Origin of the sequence: Caballeronia sp. INDeC2 (assembly GCF_023631325.1) — a bacterium.
Taxonomy (GTDB): domain Bacteria; phylum Pseudomonadota; class Gammaproteobacteria; order Burkholderiales; family Burkholderiaceae; genus Caballeronia.
The window spans coordinates 112,059-131,040 of the sequence record NZ_JALQDG010000012.1; the positions used below are offsets into that span (position 1 = coordinate 112,059).

The 18,982-nt window shown below is 61.8% G+C and carries 14 protein-coding genes; 2 read left to right on the forward strand and 12 right to left on the reverse strand.

All coding sequences use genetic code 11. The features are described 5' to 3' along the window. Positions 1-370: 370 nt before the first annotated feature. From NCS28_RS10495 to NCS28_RS10515, 5 genes are all read right to left on the reverse strand, one after another. Positions 371-1,588 (reverse strand): class I SAM-dependent methyltransferase, encoded by a 1,218-nt coding sequence (locus NCS28_RS10495; RefSeq protein WP_250513765.1) that lies wholly within the window; start codon positions 1,586-1,588, stop codon positions 371-373. Positions 1,589-1,598: 10 nt separating this feature from the next. After that, positions 1,599-3,011 carry a hypothetical protein gene (locus tag NCS28_RS10500; RefSeq protein ID WP_250513766.1) on the reverse strand — a complete coding sequence of 471 codons (1,413 nt, stop codon included), beginning with the start codon at positions 3,009-3,011 and terminating at the stop codon, positions 1,599-1,601. Between the two features lie 72 nt (positions 3,012-3,083). After that, positions 3,084-5,264, reverse strand: a complete 2,181-nt coding sequence (locus NCS28_RS10505; RefSeq protein ID WP_250513767.1) for a glycosyltransferase — start codon at positions 5,262-5,264, stop codon at positions 3,084-3,086. A gap of 3 nt (positions 5,265-5,267) precedes the next feature. After that, complete coding sequence (locus NCS28_RS10510) at positions 5,268-7,445, reverse strand: class I SAM-dependent methyltransferase (protein ID WP_250513768.1); 2,178 nt, start codon at positions 7,443-7,445, stop codon at positions 5,268-5,270. 116 nt (positions 7,446-7,561) lie between these two features. Next, positions 7,562-8,986, reverse strand: a complete 1,425-nt coding sequence (locus NCS28_RS10515) for a DUF2142 domain-containing protein (RefSeq protein ID WP_250513769.1) — start codon at positions 8,984-8,986, stop codon at positions 7,562-7,564. 173 nt (positions 8,987-9,159) lie between these two features. Here NCS28_RS10515 and NCS28_RS10520 point away from each other — a divergent pair, with 173 nt between their 5' ends. Next, positions 9,160-10,152, forward strand: a complete 993-nt coding sequence (locus tag NCS28_RS10520; protein ID WP_250513770.1) for a glycosyltransferase family 2 protein — start codon at positions 9,160-9,162, stop codon at positions 10,150-10,152. A 1-nt stretch (position 10,153) separates the two neighbouring features. Continuing rightward, positions 10,154-10,546 (forward strand): GtrA family protein, encoded by a 393-nt coding sequence (locus NCS28_RS10525; protein WP_250513771.1) that lies wholly within the window; start codon positions 10,154-10,156, stop codon positions 10,544-10,546. A 24-nt stretch (positions 10,547-10,570) separates the two neighbouring features. Here NCS28_RS10525 and NCS28_RS10530 read toward each other — a convergent pair whose 3' ends face one another. From NCS28_RS10530 to rfbA, 7 genes are all read right to left on the reverse strand, one after another. Further along, complete coding sequence (locus NCS28_RS10530) at positions 10,571-14,071, reverse strand: glycosyltransferase (RefSeq protein WP_250513772.1); 3,501 nt, start codon at positions 14,069-14,071, stop codon at positions 10,571-10,573. Positions 14,072-14,156: 85 nt separating this feature from the next. Further along, complete coding sequence (locus NCS28_RS10535) at positions 14,157-14,909, reverse strand: ABC transporter ATP-binding protein (protein WP_250513773.1); 753 nt, start codon at positions 14,907-14,909, stop codon at positions 14,157-14,159. Between the two features lie 9 nt (positions 14,910-14,918). Further along, a complete protein-coding gene (locus NCS28_RS10540) occupies positions 14,919-15,701 on the reverse strand; it encodes an ABC transporter permease (protein ID WP_250513774.1) in 783 nt (260 codons plus the stop codon). Between the two features lie 65 nt (positions 15,702-15,766). Further along, on the reverse strand, positions 15,767-16,666 hold the full coding sequence (locus NCS28_RS10545; protein WP_250513775.1) for a glycosyltransferase family 2 protein: 900 nt from the start codon (positions 16,664-16,666) through the stop codon (positions 15,767-15,769). Then, the gene (gene rfbD / locus NCS28_RS10550) at positions 16,663-17,553 is read right to left on the reverse strand and encodes a dTDP-4-dehydrorhamnose reductase (RefSeq protein ID WP_250513776.1); all 891 of its coding nucleotides are present in this window, start codon (positions 17,551-17,553) and stop codon (positions 16,663-16,665) included. Before rfbD ends, NCS28_RS10545 begins: the two co-directional genes overlap by 4 nt. Further along, positions 17,550-18,101 carry a dTDP-4-dehydrorhamnose 3,5-epimerase gene (gene rfbC / locus NCS28_RS10555; protein WP_250513777.1) on the reverse strand — a complete coding sequence of 184 codons (552 nt, stop codon included), beginning with the start codon at positions 18,099-18,101 and terminating at the stop codon, positions 17,550-17,552. Before rfbC ends, rfbD begins: the two co-directional genes overlap by 4 nt. Beyond that, complete coding sequence (gene rfbA / locus NCS28_RS10560; protein WP_250513778.1) at positions 18,086-18,979, reverse strand: glucose-1-phosphate thymidylyltransferase RfbA; 894 nt, start codon at positions 18,977-18,979, stop codon at positions 18,086-18,088. The genes rfbC and rfbA overlap by 16 nt, the downstream gene beginning before the upstream one ends. Positions 18,980-18,982 lie beyond the last annotated feature (3 nt).

Below are 18,982 nucleotides of genomic sequence, written 5' to 3' on the forward strand. Positions count from 1 at the left end.
ATACTAGGCAGAGGGTGTTCCAGAGAATGTCGTCCATTGAGCGGGCCTTCCGGTGGACGAGGCGGAAAATCGGAGACGGGCGCCAAGCCGATTCGGCTCGACTCAGAGAGATTTCTCGGGCTGAGCGACCGACGCTCGATCAGCCCTGTGCTTCCGCTTTGATCGGAGAAACGGCCTCTCAATCACTTTTTAAAACGCGACAGCGGTGGCGAGCGAGGCAGCTAAAGCAGTCAGCGCCCATGTCAGGGACTGCATGTGTTTCGCTCTAAAACTGGACGTATCAACGCTGCAACCTGCACGGTTGGCTGCATTGGTTGAGGCGAATGATTCAGCCCGACAGCCAGCCACCTTCGAACAGTTAAACCTGACTCTAGCGCAACCAGCCGAACCATCTTCGTTGCTTCTCCGTGCTCAGGTTGAGTTTCTGATCGCCAGGCCTGGCGACTGAAAATTCGGCGTGCGCTGCATCGAACGACTTGCCAAAGTCCTCGGTAAAGAAAATGCCCAATTCGCGCGCGCGGCCGGTTCCGTAGGTGTCGGCAATTTTCCGATAGTTCGCGAATCGCGTGAAGCGCCTGACGACCTCTTTCTCTACTTCCGGGTTGCTTCCGGACTCCCAGATCACGAAGTCTTCGACCATCTGGTCGAGCCGCTCCAGCAGTGGACGATGCTTGTCCTGCGCCAGAAGGTGATAGAGCACGGTCAGAAGAAAGCTGCCGGAAAAGTGCTCATTCGGATTCGCGTCTTCGAAAGGCTTATTCTCGAAGCGAGCGCTCGACCGGTAGAGCCGCGACAGGGCGTTTGCGAGATCGAAGTGATTCCGGTCTGGCTCGAAGCCTACGACCTCCACGCCCTCTCGCGCGAACTGGTGAGAGAAATAACCCGTGTTGGAGCCAATATCCAGCAGGCGACCGCGAAATCTGTACGGGCCGAGATATTCGAAAATATGATCGAGGCGGCTCCGATAGCTGGCTTCGCGCAGTGCATCGATGGCGTAGAAGTCCGGATGCTGGATCGGCGTATAGAACTCGGCGCGAGACTGGGCGGCAAGCACGTCCCTGACGTGTTGCGCCTCGTCCGGATTGAGCCACGTTTCGCTCTCTTCGCGCGTCACTCGCAACAAGAGATAGCGAATGCCAGCCCCCCGCAAGAACGCCGAACGGTGATGACCGTCCTTAAGCATGAATACGCCCCGCTCAGCGTCGAATGAGGCGTCCAGAATGAATTCGGGATCGCCCGGTCCTCCGGACCAGAGCACGCGATTCCACTTCTGAAAGAGCCTGAAGCGACCTTCCAGAACATCTGGCTCTGCACGGGGGCTCTTCATTCCCCGCAGTTCGAAAATGTTCCGATACCAGGCCAGGTATGCGGCCGCGTCGTCCGAGTGGCTGCCCCGAAAGAACTGATACAACTGGTGATGCGGCCAAAGGCGCCCTATCGGCAGATTGGACCAGCGCCGGTTGTGACGAAACCATTCCTGAGTCCAATTATCGACGGCTCCCCCAGTCGTCTGATAATCCTCAGTGAAGATCATTTCGACCGGAACCTGAATAATCGCCTTGTTCGGATCTTCGTTGGTTTCCATCATCTTCAAGTCTCTATCGAGTGCTGGTTGCGCGGCAGGCGGGATTCGTGGCATTACGTCGGGTGCGGTCCACGGCGATTTCACCAATCGCTATCAACAGGCATACCAGCGATATATAAACTGTCCAGAACACGTAGCGAAAATCGAATGCGACACCGAAGATCGCGTACGTAAAGACCCATACGATCGAACAACCCGCCAGCAGCGTGCCGAAAACGGCAACCTGACGTCGCTCCGGAGATCCCGCGGAACGCCGGAGCAGCCATCCGAGCGCGCAGAACCCCAACAAGTTGCATGCGAGCCAAGGACCCGGACGAAACACCCACAGGTTGAGAAAGCTGCTCGCATACGCGTAAAGGCCGCCAATCAACGCATGATTCTCGATGGGCCAGCCGGTGGCTTCGTTGGACGGGCTATTCGTCAGCACCGGCGTCGAGTTCTGAGAATGCAGGAACGTCGCGAAGAACTTGATTCGCGAGCGTGCGTAGGCGGCCGGGTGATGCACGATGGTCGAAAGCCACGCCTTGCCCAACACGGGAGTGCTCAGCAAATGCTGTTCGTCAAGGGTCTTGGCGACGAAGCCACAGCGTCCCCAGGCAAACACATCCCAACCGTTGTCCGGAGCGCGCGTGTCGAGCGAGTCTGGCACGCAGTCGTGCTCGACCTTGTCGGTCTGCGCCGGCGTCCAGTCGCCAGGATACTGATTGCTCCGCAGCTCGGCCGACATTGCGCCTAGATCGAGAATCAGGATCGAGTTCACCGCGTGGGAGCTGACGGTCTGTGTAACCTTCGCAAAGCCGGTCCATATGAGAGGCATCGCCACGAACGCGGCCGCAGCGATGAAGAGCCGCATCGGCAAACGCAGCGTCGCCGGCAATGCCGTCAGCACCAGCAGCGCGGCAGCGAACCATCCGTTCTGCCGAACGAGCACGCCAGCGATAATGAGCAAGATCGCAGCCACGCATGTGCCAGTTGCTATCGTGCGGTCCGCCGCTACGTCGCGGAACACTAGCGCAGCCGCCAGCGCCCACAACGCTACATGCAGCGATACATCCCAGATAAAGCTCGGCATATAGATGATGGCCGGACACAGCGGAATCACGCAGAAAAACGTGCTGAACCAGCCGTAACGTTTGCGCGCTGCGTCCGCCAGCAGAAATGTCGCCGCCCACAACACGACGTTGTTGACCAGCAGCATCCCGACCGGACCCAGACGCGACGGCGACATCAAGCTGAAAATGAACGTATAAAACGGTGCGTGCCAGTCACTCCAACTGCCCGTTACGGCCTGATTCATCACATCGGTCGAATCGGGCGTCATGATGCCCGGATAGCCCGATGCGAGGGTCAGCGCAAAGCCGCCGAGGCAAAGCATGCCGTTGCATGCCGCGATCCAGCGTGATCCCGGAGCCGTGTTCCTGTTCATAGTCGATCGATTGATTGGAAACGGGCAGTCAACGAGCCCTGTCGTCGGGAGCGGCGGCGCTCCCCTCCTGCCTTATTTGAAAAGATGCCACATTGCGCGCGCAACGCGCCTGCCGGCATTCAACGCCCACGGCGCGCGCGCCTGCAGGAAATGCGCGACGCGCAGCGACGCAAAGACCACCTCGCTGCGCCGGTACTCGTCGAGTTCGGCCTCTAGCCTCGCGACGCGCTCGGAGGAAGAATCGGCGACGGGCAGGACGGCGCCCATCGCGGCCACATAACCCGGGATCTCGATCGCGCCGATCTTCAGAGAGCGCATGCGCAGCACGTCGTGCCATAACAGCTTCTCCCTCAAAGCCTTCTGCGGATTGTGGTTCATCGAGTCCGGGCGATGCCGGTAGTAGAAATTCAGATTGTTCGTGACGAGGAATCGCTTGCCCTGAATCACCGCGCGCTGGTACAGGTCCCAGTCTTCATAGGCAGTCAATTCCTCGTTGTATTTCAGATCGACCAGTACCGCGCGGCGTGTGAGCATCGTCGCTGTCGAAAAACGGTTCTTCAGGAGGCCCGACGCGCGCGCATCGCCGACGAACACGATGGAATCCCGGCAACCCTCGACCATCATCCGCGCGATGTCTGCGTCGACGAAATAGCCCGTCGTGGGGACGACGAAGTCATATTCGCCGTGGCGCTCGAGCGCCCGCACCGCGACGCTGATGAACGACGGATGGATCAGATCGTCGGCGTCGAGCGGAATCGCATATTCGCCCTTCGCGACCTTCGCCGCCAGGTTTCGCGCAGCCGACAACCCCGCGTTGTGCGGCCGTCTCACGACCGTGAGGCCATCCACTTTCGCGTGATCGAGGCTGTTGATCACCGCGAGGCTCACGTCTTCGGTCGATGCATCGTCGACGACGACGATTTCGAGGTTCGGGTAGTCGGACGCGAGCACGCTGTCGAGCGTCTCGCGCAGGTAACGCCCGAGGTTGCAATGCGTGACGAGCACGCTGACGAGCGGATACTCGGGCGTAGCGGACGTTGCGGTCGTGACTGCTTGCGGCGCCGGAAGGTCGTACGGCCGCGCAGTTTCGGGGATCGCCACGACGTCATATGCGCGCGGCGCGGCGAAAATCTGCCCAAGAACGTCGGCGAGGTCGTCGGTGAAGCCGTCGAACTTGCGGCAGTTCTCACCCTCCTTCCATGGCGTACCGTCTCCGAACGCCGGATTTCCTGCATTGAGCACACACACAGCGCCGCTCAGCGAAGCCTCGTAGGCCGCAAGACAGAATGATTCGAATACGGTGGGGAACACGCATACCGAGCGCTCGATGATCTGATGGCGCTCCAGTTGCGACGCGTTGCTGACATATGTGAAGCGATACTTCAGGTCTTCCGGAATCAATGCCTGCATGCTTTCCGCGTATTCGCTGCTGAACGCATGGGCGAGAAATATCACGCGGCCCGTGTAGTCGGCGTTCGCACGCAGGAAGCCGCACACGCCTCGTATGAAAACGTCAGGGCGCTTGCAGTGCTGAATCTTCGACGAGAACACGATCGGCGTGTCGAGCTGCGGCGTGATGCTGCGCGTCGGCGACGTGTCGTGGTCGAGCAACACCGGGGGCGCGTGCACATGCAGCTTTGCCGCCCAGAGAGCCGGTTCTATGTCGAAGAACTCCCGCATTACCTCGGCGACGGGTGCCAGTTGCGCCACTATCCGGTCGCAATCCATCAGCGCCTTGCGCTCGAGATCGTACAGCGCTATCGACGACGAATCGATCACTCGCAGTTCGTAGCGCGACAGCAGGCTGTCGGCGGTATGCAGGCGAACGGCGATAACCGTTTCAGCAAACGCAAGGCCCAGTTTTTTTTCCTGGCAGGTCGCAAACGCAGTGCCGCCCCAGTCAGGGAATTCGACGTACTCGATAGGCCCGTGCTCGCGCTCCATGTGTTTGAGCGCCTGCATCGCCCGCACGGACTCGGCATGCAGCGGCGAAGTCGTATAGCACTCGACAGGCGGATAGGACGATGCGCCGTCCTGCTCCAGATAGCCGCCAGCCGGTGCATTGACCAGCATCACGCCGGGATACGTCAGCGCGAAGCGCGCCGGATCGAGCGGTTCGCCGAGATAGACGACCGCCATGCGAAAGCCGTCGCCGGGAGGCTGCGTGGAAAGCATGTTCGCAACCACGCGGCCAATGCCGCCTGCTGTGAACGGATAGATTTCTCGGGTAACGAAGACGCGCAGTCGGCTCACTCTTTACAGCTCCAGAAACTCGCAATAACGGGCAATCGATACCTCGCGCAGCGCGCGATCGTAATCCGCCATCATGCCAAGCATGTCTTCTCGCGGAATCTCGAGCACGGCATCGATACGTTTCATCACGTCCACTACGCTGAGCGGATTCTCCACCAGCGTCGCGGCGACATAAGGATGATCATCGAGCGCATCCATGAACAGCGGACCGCGCAGGCAAGGCGTGCGCACGGCGAGCGCCTCGAGCTCGATCATCGGATGGCAATCGATCAAGCTCACGTTCGTCACGAGGTCCACCAGCTTCATCGTGTCGAGCATGCCGCGCAGCGAGCGCGGCGCAAGACGCTTTACTTTGTCGTCAAGGCCTGGAGGCAGACGGATCTCGCCGTCAAGCGTCCAGACCTGGGCGACCTTCGTGGACTGGTTCGCGGCGATGAGATTGGTCGGCAGATTCTTGTGTAGCACGTGCCACGACGGCGCGAAGACTACCGCACCGGGCGCGTCGCCCCGCTCCGGTACCGGCAGCAGCGCGTCGGCGGCGCCGAATGTCTCGGACAGCGTCGGCGGCAGGTTGAACAACTGGCGCGCGAACCCGCGCGGGCCGAGCGCGGGCTGCATGCCCGAGCGCATGCCAGCGATTCGCGTGATCTCGCCTCGTTCCAGCAGGCGTGAGACACGCGTGAACAGCTCGGTCTCGTGGATCATCGACCACATGGCCGGGGCGCCGTGCCATACGACATAGACCGAGATGTCGATCGACTTTTTGAGTGCGCTGACGAGAGCGGCCAAGGGCGCCGACATGCCATGCACGACGAGCCGCGTGATGCCGTTGCTGGTCAGGATCTGCGCGATCTGCCCGACAGCCGGAGCCGACAGCTCACGCGACGCGGAGACGACCAGTTTGTGCCCTGGTAAGCCAGCCGCTGCCGCTCGAATACCGATCCATTCGACATTCATCACGTGACACACGCTGGCGAAGCGCTCGTCGGTGCATCCCCACTGAACGTCGCCCGGCCGGTCCCAGCCGAACTCCTCGCCCGGCGCAAGCCGCTGCTGCGCCTCGACGCTGGCATCCGGGCGCTTCTGCCGAACGGCCACGGACGCCGGTGTTTCCTGAGGCTTTGAAAGGGAATTACCGGCATGAACCTCGGCGAGCGCGGCGGTCACCGTGCTGCGCAGTGTCTGCGCGCGAGTGAGCCGGGTTATCGTCACAGCGGCAGCGTCGGTGAGTTGCTTCAGGCGGGCAGCGAGCGCATCAACGTCGTCCCGCTCACCTTGCACATCGACCGCGGGTTGACCCGGCAGCTTCTCGAGAGCGTCGATCGACGCGACGAGCGCTTGCTGCATGCGCTCTCTGCGCTGCTCCGCATAGCGTGCGAATTCGCCTTGATCGTGCGCATCGGCCTGCAGCGCGGCGGCCTCGTTCAACTCGTTCTCGAGCAAGGCGGTCGCGAGCCTGAGACGCTCCATGCCGAGCAGTTTCAGCTCGTCCAGCGTGGTCGGCCGCTCGGGCGCGTCGCCCTTTATCAGCGTCACCTTACGTTCCCCCGCGACCGGCATGCTGAGGCGGTAGACACTGTGGACATCGCTCAGACGGTAGGTGACGCAAGTATCGAACTGGGGCGCAGTCGTACCCGCGAAATCGTGGACCCAACAGCCGCCATGCCAGTTGTTCTCCTTCATGGTCAGCGGCACGAGCGCATTCTCGATCAGGCAAACGTTGCCGTGCGACTCGGCCATTTCCATCATTTGAGAGACGAGCCGGGCGGCCTGTTCGGGCGCGTTGTGAATGAGCACCGAGACCGTGAACACGACATCGAAATGCTCGCCGGGAAATGCCTCACCGACGGTCGGCGCGACGCGCACACGAGCGTCCAGCGGCACCAGGCCGGGTGGCGGATCGTCGAATAGCGGCTGGACCATGGACGCCGAGAAGTCGTAGCCGTGATATTGCACTCGTTCGTGGCCTTCGAAGAGCCGCGCGAAGCGGCCGAAGCCACAGCCGAATTCGAGCACCCGTGCCGGGCGTCCGAGCCGCTCAGCCTGTTGCTGAAAGAATTCGTTAAGCCACCTTTCTTGTTCGCGGTAGCTGTCGTTGCCGGCACCGGCTCTTCCGACCTGCTGATCGAAATAGGCTTCACCGGATTTCTTGAGCCAATACTCGGAATTTGCGTGATTCATATTTCGGTAGAGCTCGACAATGAATAACGGGCATGTTGCGCCGCACGACGGGTAAGAAAAACCTTAGCATCTTACCGCACCGCATAGTTCTCCCAATGAGGCTGCGGATTATGCGCTCAGAGGTAGTAGCGGTGCAAAACGAGATCGACCAGCTCGATGTAGGTCACCAGTGGAAACACCAGAACGATGGCGACACATAGGCCGCGCAGTTTCCGTACGCTGTTTCCGGGCACCGCTTTTCCACGTTGCGCGGACGCTGTCAGTGCGGTGAGCGAGAGTGCAATGAGCGGCGCGAGCGCGATGAAATAACGTCCCTGCACGCCCTCGACAACCGCATTTCCGACCGGAGTCCAGGTGAGATACAGCGAGCCGAAGATCATCGCCGCGCTGGTCCCGAAAGCCAATACAGCCGCGCCGCGGTCCGCTGCGCACGCCGTCCGCGGCCCGTTAGCCGGCAGTGCGCATGCGATGGCGAGAGCCGCGAACATGAGCAGCGCCAGCGTGTAATAGCCGTGTCTGAACGATGCGTCGAGCCAGCCGAGCACGCCGATGAAACTCACTATGTAGACGCCGCCGTAGGACTTGAGCGTGGCGATCGCCACGTGGACGAATTGCAGTGGCGCATGCAGCAGGAACGCGATCTGGCCGCCAAGCGAACGCGGCGCGGATACCGGCGCCCAGCCCGCGCGGCTGAAGGCGAGCGTGGCGAACGCCGCCACTGCGGCGGTCGCGACGAACCAGGCCAGCCGCTGCACGAGCGCGTAGCGCGACGCATCGATCCGCAAGCCTGGCGCGAAGATCATTAATAGAAGACCGACGTACGGCGGCCGCGCCGATACGGCCACGATATACGCCAATGCCATCAGCATGAGCGCGCGGTGCGATACCACGACACCATCGTCAATCGAACGGTCGATCCAGGCGATCAGCAGAAAACAGAGCGGCACGACGGTGGCTTCCTGACTCACCGACGAGAACAGCATGGCGGTGCATGGCAGGAGCGCGATCGCGAAAAGCGCGAGCGCGGTGCCTCGCGCAATCGCGATCGCCCATGAGGTCAGCGCGACGCTCACCAACAGGCTGAACGCGCACGAGGCGAGATAAGTCGCGCGAACGGGCACGTGCAGCGCGCGCCCGGCGGCGATCGCCAGCGCCTGTGGCACGTATGCGTAAGCAGGGTAAATCGCGGTGTTCGGAAATTCGGCGTTGCGGTTGTCGCCGTTCCAGCGAATCGCGCGGCCTCGCTCGTCCATCGACGAGGTGAGCTTGACTTCCGCGTGATGCGCGATCGGGTCGAAGATCGCGGCGAACGCGCTCGCGCCGACATCGATGGGACCGCCGGACGTACCGCCGAAGCTTCGCGCGAACCAGCCTCCCTGCGCGATCTGCGTTGCCCGAAAAAAATGATTTGCGGCATCGGGCGTCTGAAACGGCGGCGTCGCGATGAGCAGGAAACATCCAGCCGGCAATGCGTAGCAGATATAGAGCAGCGACAGTCGCCACATGCGCAGGTGCGCGAAGAGCGGAATCAACCGGATCATGAAGTCAACATTTTGAAACACAACCGGGCGGCATGCCCACGTGCGAGGCAGCGTATTCTACAAGACCGCATCACGCTGCCTCCGCACTTGGCGGGCCGACTTTCGAGATGCAATACAATAGCGCCGACAGAGGCACACGTCGCCCGCTCATTTTTCAGCTGTCCAACCACCCTATGCTCCAACAGAATGCATCCCCGAGGATCGCCGTCGTCGTCCCCTGCTATAACGAGGCCAGTACGATTGCGAAGGTCGTTGCCGATTTCCGCGCGGTGCTGCCCGAGGCCGACATCGTCGCCTTCGATAACAACTCGAGTGACGGCACGGCCGCTGTCGCCCTCAAAGCTGGCGCGCGCGTGATCGCGGTGCCGTTGCAGGGCAAGGGCAATGTCGTGCGCCGCATGTTCGCCGACGTCGATGCCGATGTCTACATGATGGTCGACGGCGATGCGACCTATGACGCGTCGGCGGCGCCAATGCTGATCGAACGGCTGGTGAGGGACGGCCTCGATATGGTGGTCGGCTCGCGACTCTCGGACGAACAGCTTGCGTACCGGCTGGGCCATCGTCTCGGCAACGTCATGCTCACGCAATGCGCGGCCACCATCTTCGGACGCACGTTCAAGGACATGCTCTCCGGCTATCGCGTGTTCTCGCGCCGTTACGCGAAAACCTTCCCCGCTCACTCGGCCGGGTTCGAGATCGAAACCGAATTGGCCGTGCATGCGCTCGGTATGCGGATGCCAGTGGCAGAGATCGAGACACGCTACTTCTCCCGCCCGGAAGGGTCGTCGAGCAAGCTCAACACGTACCGCGACGGCTTTCGCATCCTGATGACGATTCTCAAGCTCTTCAAGAGCGAGAAGCCGTTGCTGTTCTTCAGCTGTGCGTTCGCGATCTGCATGGCGCTCGCGATCGGTCTCGCGGTTCCGGTTTTCGAGACCTATGTGGAAACGCACCTCGTGCCGCGCATTCCAACGGTCATTCTGTGCAGCGGTCTCACACTGTTCGGGGCGATTCTCCTCGTATGCGGCATCGTTCTCGATACCGTCACGCGCGGACGCAATGAAACCAAGCGGCTCGCCTATTTGGCAATCCCAGCGCCATCCGAATTCATGGTCAGGCCGACGCGCGCCGATGCGCCCGTGCTACACGCCGGGCAGCGCTGACATGTCGCGGCAGTTCCTGCGATTCGTCATCGCCGGTGTCATCGGCTTCGTGGTCGACGCCGGCGCGCTCTATCTGGCGATGAAAGCCGGCACCGGTCCGTACGTTGGCCGAGTGATCTCGTTTTTGCTGGCCGTTTTCGCGACGTGGCAGATCAATCGCCGCTATACTTTCGAGCGCCAGAAGGACCGCTCCATCTGGCGCGAGTGGAATGAATACCTTCTCGCGATGGCCTTCGGCGGCGCGTGCAATTACGCCGCCTATGTCGTCGCCATCCATTTGCTGCCCGACACGTCGTGGACGCCGCTCGCAGCAGTCGCAGTCGGCTCGATCGCAGGGATGGGCGTCAACTTTCTCTCGGCCAAGTTGTGGGTCTTTCGCGGCGCGCGGCGCTGAACGCGGCGCGCCACGCCCCATCGTTCAGCGCGCCGCCTCCACCGCCGACGACGCGACATGCTTCGTCACGACGTCCTCGAGAATCGCGCGCAGTTCGCGCGCCTGATCATCGAATACGCGAATCGACGATGCATACGGATTCCGGTAACCGTCGAGCTTCTGCGGATCGGCGAGCAGCCCGCCGATCGCCGCGGCGAGTTGCGTACCGTCGTCATCGAGCGCAATCACGTCGCCATTCTCACCGTCCACGATATCTTCGATCACACCGCCCGCATCGGTGGCGATGACCCACACGTCGCGAATCAGCGCCTCGCGCACCGAAAGACCGAAGCTCTCCTTCCACTGCGTCGGGAAGAGCAGCACGTCGATCTCCTGGAAGAACGTGTCGATGGTCTGCTGGGTATAGGCCGGCACCACCTCGAGGCGACCCGGCACGGACCACACGCCTGCATCAATGGTACGCAATCCGAGATTCAATCCGTTATCGACGACGCGCAGCTCGTAGTTGTCGTACGGCAGCACGTTGAGCGCCTTGCGGATCAGATGCGAACCCTTGATCGGCGTTTCTCCGCTGACGTACCCGAAGCGTAGCGGCCGCTCGCGCAGCGAGGCGCGAGGTCTACGCAGCGCGGGCGGCCGGATACCGTTCTTGTTGACAACGACCTTGGCCGCGTCGAAGCCGTTCTCGATGTACAGATCGCGGAAGAACGCACTGGGCGCAAGCAGTTTGTCTGCCGACGCGAGAATCTCGTGTAGTCTGAACTGGCGGTACGAATTGAGCGTCGGGTTGTTCACGCAACTCGCGCAAACGGTCAGGTCGATCTTGCGCTGGTGACAATAGCGATGCTCCCCAGTAATCATGAACTGGCGGCCGCAGATCCACCACGCATCGTGCAGTGTCACGACGACCGGGATGCCCTCTTCCTCACAGATTTCCGCGATCTGCGCGCCGATGCCTTGCAGGCTATGCAGATGCACCACGTCCGGGCGCACCGCGCGCACGACATCCGTGAACGGACCGATCACGTGCGGATTCTCGAATTCGAACGCCGGATCATGCTCTCCCGGCAGTCCGAGCGCGAACACGCCACCCGTCGACGCTTCATAGCGCACCAGATGATACGGCTCGACTTCGCTGGTCGGCAGCGACGTGAACATGAAATACTCGCTCTCGCCCGGAACGCTCAGGCGGCGCGCCATTTCCTCGGCGATGATGGTCGCTCCGCCGAAGCTGCGCGGCTCGTAATAGATGTTCACGCCAAGCACGCGCATGCCGCCGCGCTCCCGCTTGAACGGCGCCACGACGGGCGCGAGCTGGCGGGTAGCGATCGCATGAGGCGAGTAGTCGCGCATGACCGAGTGATACGCCCGCGCAGCCATCTCCGCACGCAGTGCGGAATCGTCGACGAGTTGCAGGAGCATGCGCTCCCAGTCGGCGTCGGTCTCGGCGAGAAACGCCGTGTCACCGGAGACGATCGCGCTGCGAAACGCCGCGGCCGGCGAGCACACCGAAGGCAAACGGACGACCGACGCTTCCAGATACTTGATGTTCGACTTCGCGTCGTTGAACACACTCTCTTCCAGCGGAGCGATGCTGATGTCGCACTCTGCGAGACGGCCGAGATAGGTCGGATAGTTCGACGACGACTGACGCTCGATCTGCGAGGCGACATCGGCGAAATCAGCGGGCAGGTTCAGCTCGCCGATCACCCGCAGACGCACGTGCGACCGCGCGCGCAGCACGCGCTTGATTGCCGGCGCGGCAACGCGAAAGTCGCTGTCGTGCGTTTTCGTGCCGGACCCGTAGACGATGCGCAGCATCGCACGCTCGCGCTTTTTCGCTTGTAGCTTGAGACTCGCGGCAACCCGCATGGTCTCGCGGTCGAGCGCGTTCTCGACAACTTCGACATGCTTCATGCCGACATCGCGCATCGCGTCGGCGAGACCGGTGGTGGAAGCGATCGCACGGTCGCAAGCGAGCAGCGCGGCGCGATAGAGATCGACGCCCGCCAGCAGTTCGCGCTGCAACGACTGCGAAAGCTCGTCGAGATTGGTGTTGAGCGCATATTTCGACCTGTCGAAAATCAGGTCGTCGACCTCCCATAGCGTGACGATGCCCAGCGCCTTCGCCTCCTCGATCACGTCGAGGTTCTCTGGGAATCCCGGCACGCGATAGAAGATCGCCACGGAATGTGTCGGCAGAGCCTGCCGCACCGCAGCGCGCTCTCTCCACGACAGGACCGTGCAATCGATGCCGAGTTCGGCGAACATCTGCTGCTTCTGCGTGACCCGATACTTCATGCATTGCCGGATGCTCGTCTCGGCGACGATCAGCACGCGCAAAGCAAGCTGTTCGAGCGCCGGAGTAGGAGGCGGCAGCACGAGTCTGGGCGCGCGCGCCGGCGACAGACCGCCATGTACGAGTCCGCGCAGACCGCGATTGCGCACAGCGAACACGGCCTTGCGCGCGGTGACGAGCGCCCCGTCGGCGCGTATCGAAGTGCGCACGAGCGCGGACAACTGACGTGAGCGCGCCACGAAGCGCCGCAAGCCGGCGGTCCTTCCTACCGCCTGACGAAGCGGTGCCGTGACGCGCCATGATGTCGACGCTCGCAGATCGGCAAGCTCTTTCTCCGCGTAGTCCGCACGCAGGTTCGCTTCGTCGACCACGCTACGCTGCCAGTCGTCGGCGCCGAGCAGCAGGGCGAACTGCGCCTCATGCTCCTGCAGGCTTGCCTCAGCGCTGCGCAAACGCTGCCCAAGCGCTTCCGCGCGCTCATGCTCAGCGTTCAACGCCGCGATCTGCGCTTCGAGCGCCTTACGCACGCCCGTGAGCGACTCGCTCGCTGTAATCGCGGTCCCAAGCCGCGCGTAGCGCGTGCAAACGTCCTGCCGCGCACGTTCCGGCAGACCGGCGAGCGCACGCAACGCCAACGGCGCATGCGAACCGGCGATGAGCACGCCTAGCCCGCCGCCGTGCGGGAAGATCAACGATGGAAAGCTCGTCGAGACAGCATCGGCGCGTACGAGCACGATGGCTCTCGCCGACAACTTCGGCAGCCATGACGCCAGTTGCATGCTCGCGGACTGCTGGGCGGACGGTTCACCTAGCAGGACCAGCACATCGATCGAACCATCGGGGATGTCTTCGACCGCGGCTTGCCTGCCGGCCGGGCGCACGACGCACGAGAACGCTTGATAACGACGCGTCTGATAGATCTCGTGATCGGATATCGCGGTATCTGCGCCGGGGTTTGCGTCCTCGGTGGCAAACGCGATGCATCGCGTATCGAGTGCGAGTTGCGTCACTGCCTGGCACATCGCCGAGAACAAAAAGCCTTCCGTTGCGCCCGCTTCCACGATCAATGACGGACGGAGCGCATCCACCAGCCAGAAGGCAAAAGGCGCATGTTCGAGCCAGGGTGAAGGCACGATGCGCTCGGGCCACCAGAACGAGGCCGGCGAAAGCGCGTCGAGAACCGGCGCCTCTGTGGCATCAGCGGGATGAGAGTCGTGCGATGTCATCGTCTGTGGATTCGGGAAACGGCACGCCGGTCAAACCGGCGGCACGGCGTCCGGCGCTCGAGTGCGCCGTGACGCCAGGCAGTGCTCAGGTACCGTAATGCGCTTCGTATGCGGCAACGACCGCTTCGGTCGGACCAAAAGCGCGCACGCGGCCGTGGTCCATCCACAGCACCTTGTTGCACACGCGCCGGATCTCGGGATTCGAATGCATCGCCAGCACGACGATTTCCGAGCGGCTGTGCAAGTCGGCAAGACGCGCTTGCGCCTTGTGCATGAACGAGGCATCGCCGACGCCCATCACTTCGTCGAGCAAAAGAATTTCCGCGTCGACGGCGGTCGACACGGCAAAGGCCAGACGCACGCGCATGCCGCTCGAGTAGGTTCGGATCGGCAAGTCCAGGTAATCGCCCAGTTCACAGAAATCGGCAATTTCCTGCTGCTTCGCCTTGATCTCTTCGTCGCACATTCCAAGCAACAGGCCACGCAGACGGATATTTTGCAGGCCACTGGAGTTGTCGTCCATGCCGAGGCTGATGTCGAGCAGCGGGACCACTTTGCCCTCGCGCTCGATACTGCCTGACGTCGGCGCATAGATTCCCGCCATCATGCGCAGGAGCGTGGACTTGCCCGCGCCGTTGTGGCCGATGAGACCCACGCGGTCGCCGCTTTCGAGGCGCACGTCGATGTTGTCGATGGCGCGGACGACGACCACACCGTCATTGCCCTCGGCGATCTCGTTGCGGCGCCCCATGCGCATCACTTTTTTCTTGAGCGAGCGCCCGGAAATGTCGTAGATCGGAAGATCGAGCGTCGCGCCTTTCAGTTCAATGTAAGCCATGAGTTTTCTTCAGACCCAATATGGAATTCGCTTCAGGTAGCGCCCTGTCAGCATCATCGCGAACGTCAGCCCGATCACCGCCATGCCCGCCGTTACGCCCCACGTCAGAAGGCTGGGCGCGGAGCCAATCAACGGTGCGCGCACCAGGTCGACCAGATAGGCAAGCGGATTGAACTCGACAATGAACTCATAGCGGTTCAGCGCGTTCGGCCGGTACATGATCGGCGTGACATAGAACGCGATCTGCAAAAGCGCGGTGATGATCTGCGGCAGATCGCGAAACCGCGCGGACAGCAGCCCTGCCAGCATGGCAAGCCAGAAGCCGTTGAGAATGTAGATGACCATCGCGGGAATGAACAACCACAGCGTCGCCCAGTTGTTCACACCGAATACGCAGAACAGCAGCAGCACGATGAGGAAGTTGTGCGCAAGCACGATGAGGTTGCGCCACACGACCATCAGGATAAAGATGATCTTCGTGGTTGCGGCCTGACGGATGTAGGTCGCGCTGTTGATATACGCGACGCTGCCCTCTTGCACCATTTGCGCGAAGAAATTCCACATCACCAGGCTGACGGCGAGAAACGGCAGGTACTCGCGCATGGTTTGTCCGAACAGCGTGCCGTAAACCACCCCGATCGCGCCGATGACCACGCCCATACTGATCGTGAGCCAGAACGGACCGACGCGCGATCGCGCGTAACGCTGGCGGATCTCTAGCCAGCCGAGCAGCGTCCACAGACGCCACGAGGTAATACTTTTGGCGAAATCGCCAAGCGCATGACTCATCATAATTACAAGTTCGATTCGCGTAACGAAGAAGAAGGTGGGGAAAGCGGAACTACAAAAAACCGTTATTATCGCCGTAACGGACCGAGACGCCCTTTCAGTCCGTGCAGAATGCCGAGCAGCGCCATGCGCAGATGCGCGAGTCGAGGCGTCATGAATGCTCCGTAGATCAACAACCGCACCGGCATCTTGAGCAACTCGGTCGACTTCCAGCTGAGCGGAACGTAGCGTCGCCGCATGAGCGCAGTCGCGTTGCGAAACAGGTAGTAATGTCGCAGCGCACTGTGCCCCGGGTAGGCGCGCCCGAGAAATCGCACCGGCTCGCCGCCGAGCTCGTGCGACATGCGCAGAGAGGGCAGCCCAAGCAGAACGAAGCCGCGAGAGCGCGCGCGGACGCACCATTCGAGATCGACGAAATCGATGAAAAGTTCATCGTCCATCGGCCCAATGGCATCCCATGCGTGAAGGTCGATACAGGAACCTGACGTGATCAGGAAATCTACCTCTACCGGCTCCTCGCCTTCTGGTGCGACGCGTTTCAGCGCCAAGTAACCGAAACGCACGAAGGGTGCAACGCCGCCGAGCCGCCTGTCCTCGTAGGCCGGTCCGACTAGCGCGACGCGCCGCGATTCAGGCTGCCCCTCGAGCGCGCGCGGCAGCGCGAGCAATAGTTGCGGCGACGGCTCGCTATCCTGATCGAGCAATATCGCGGCATCGAATCCGGCGCTTTTGAGCGCTCCGACTCCACGATTCAACGCAGTCGCGACACCGAGGTTGGTGCCATTCGGCAAGTACTCGATATCGTCGCGCAGCGCGAGCCGGGCGTCGCTCACGCTGCCTGGCGTATTGTCGACCACCACGCAGTGCAGCGTTTCCGCCAACCGGTTCGCACGAGCGATACATGCGGCGTCCGGTTCATAGAACACGACGATCGCGCCGGTGCGCAGCGCGTTTGCAGACCTGGTCAACGCGGCGCCATACACAGTTGAAGCGCGTCTCGCCAATGTGGGGCGCGCAGACCGAAAGCAGCCGCGAGTCTGTCATTCGACATCCGCGAATTGGCGGGCCGCTTCGCCGGCGTCGGATAAGCCGATGCCGGAATGGGTTTCACGAGCGGCTTCTTCGCGAGCGACGACGTCTCGAAGATCGCCTCGGCGAAACCATGCCACGATGTCTCGCCGCCAGCCGTCAGATGGTAGACGCCAGACTTCTGCTGCCACCACTCCTGTCCGCCACACGCGCCCTGCGCCAGAATATGCGACGTCAACACCGCAATGCTGTTGGCCCACGTCGGCGCGCCGATCTGATCCGCGACCACGCTCAGTTCATCCCGCTCGGCACCCAGCCGCAGCATCGTCAAAAGAAAATTCTTGCCACGCGCGCCGTACACCCAGCTCGTGCGGAAGATCAGATGGTCGCAACCCGATGCCGCAATCGCCCGCTCGCCCACCAGCTTGCTCTTGCCATAGACGTTCTGCGGATTCACTGCGTCGTCTTCGACATAAGCGCCGTGCTTCATGCCGTCGAATACGTAGTCGGTGGAGTAGTGAACCAGCGCGGCGCCGAGACGCTTCGCCTCTTCCGCGAGCACGCCGGGCGCTTCTCCGTTCGCACGCATCGCTGCGTCGACGTCGGTTTCGGCCTTGTCGACTGCCGTGTAGGCTGCGGGATTCACGATCAGCGACGGTTTGATCTCCCGCACGACACGGCGAACCTGATCGAGATCGCCGAGATCGAGTCCTTTGCGATCCACCGCAACGACGCGGCCCAGTCCCTGCAGCGTACGAGCCAGCTCAAAGCCAACCTGACCATTGACGCCGGTCAGCAGAATGGTTCGCTCTGAAGCGCCACTCATGCGAACACCTCCGCGTCCGACAACCGCTTCCCCGCCGCATCCTTCGCCGCGAGCATCGGCTCGAAATCGATCGGCCATTCGATACCGATCTCCGGATCGTTCCACACGATGCTGCGCTCGTGCGCTTGATACCAGTAATCCGTAGTCTTGTAGAGAAACTGCGCCGTCTCCGACAACACGACGAAACCATGCGCGAACCCCGGCGGCACCCACAACTGCCGATGATTCTCCTCCGACAAATTCACGCCCACCCACTTCCCGAAGTTCGGCGAACTCTTGCGGATGTCCACGGCAACGTCGAACACCTCGCCTTCGACCACGCGCACGAGCTTGCCCTGCGCGTGCTTGATCTGATAGTGCAGCCCACGCAGCACGCCCTTCGCGGAACGTGAATGATTGTCCTGCACGAATTCGACGCCCGCCTCAACATGCTCCGCAAACTCACGCGCGTTGAAGCTCTCGTAAAAAAAACCACGCGCATCGCCGAACATCTTCGGCTCGATGATCTTGACTTCAGGCAGCGCCGTAGCAGTTACTTGGATGGCCATGCAACTTGGTCCTTGGGAAGATTGAGCAGATATTGTCCGTAGGCGTTCTTCGCGAGCGGCCGCGCGAGTTCGAGCAATTGCTCCTCGCCGATCCAGCGCTTGCGATACGCGATCTCCTCGGGACACGCCACCACGAGGCCCTGACGTTTCTGCAACGTCGCGATGAACGTGGCCGCGTCGATCAGCGAATCGTGCGTGCCCGTGTCGAGCCACGCATAGCCGCGTCCCATGATTTCGACGTCGAGCTTCTTCCGCGCGAGATAGCGCGAGTTGACATCGGTGATTTCGAGCTCGCCGCGCGCCGACGGCTTGATGTCCGCCGCGATATCGCACACCTGGTTGTCGTAGAAGTACAGACCCGTCACCGCATAGTTCGAGCGCGGTTTCGCAGGCTTTTCTTCGATCGACAACGCACGGAACTGCTGATCGAACTCGACCACGCCATAGCGCTCCGGATCGTGAACGTGGTACGCGAACACCGTCGCGCCATCGGTGCGGGTGTTGGCACCTTCGAGCTGCTTCGCGAGATCGTGGCCGTAAAAAATGTTGTCGCCGAGAATCAGCGCCGACGGATCATTCCCGACGAATTCGCGGCCGATGATGAATGCTTGCGCCAGCCCGTCCGGCGACGGCTGCACTGCGTACTGAATGTTCATGCCCCACTGGCTGCCGTCACCGAGCATCGACTCGAAGCGCGGCGTGTCCTGCGGCGTCGAGATGACGAGCACATCACGAATGCCCGCGATCATCAGCGTCGACAGCGGATAGTAGATCATCGGCTTGTCGTAGACCGGCAGCAGTTGTTTCGACACCGCATGCGTGATCGGATAGAGCCGCGTGCCGGAACCGCCGGCCAGAATGATGCCTTTGCGCGCCATCGT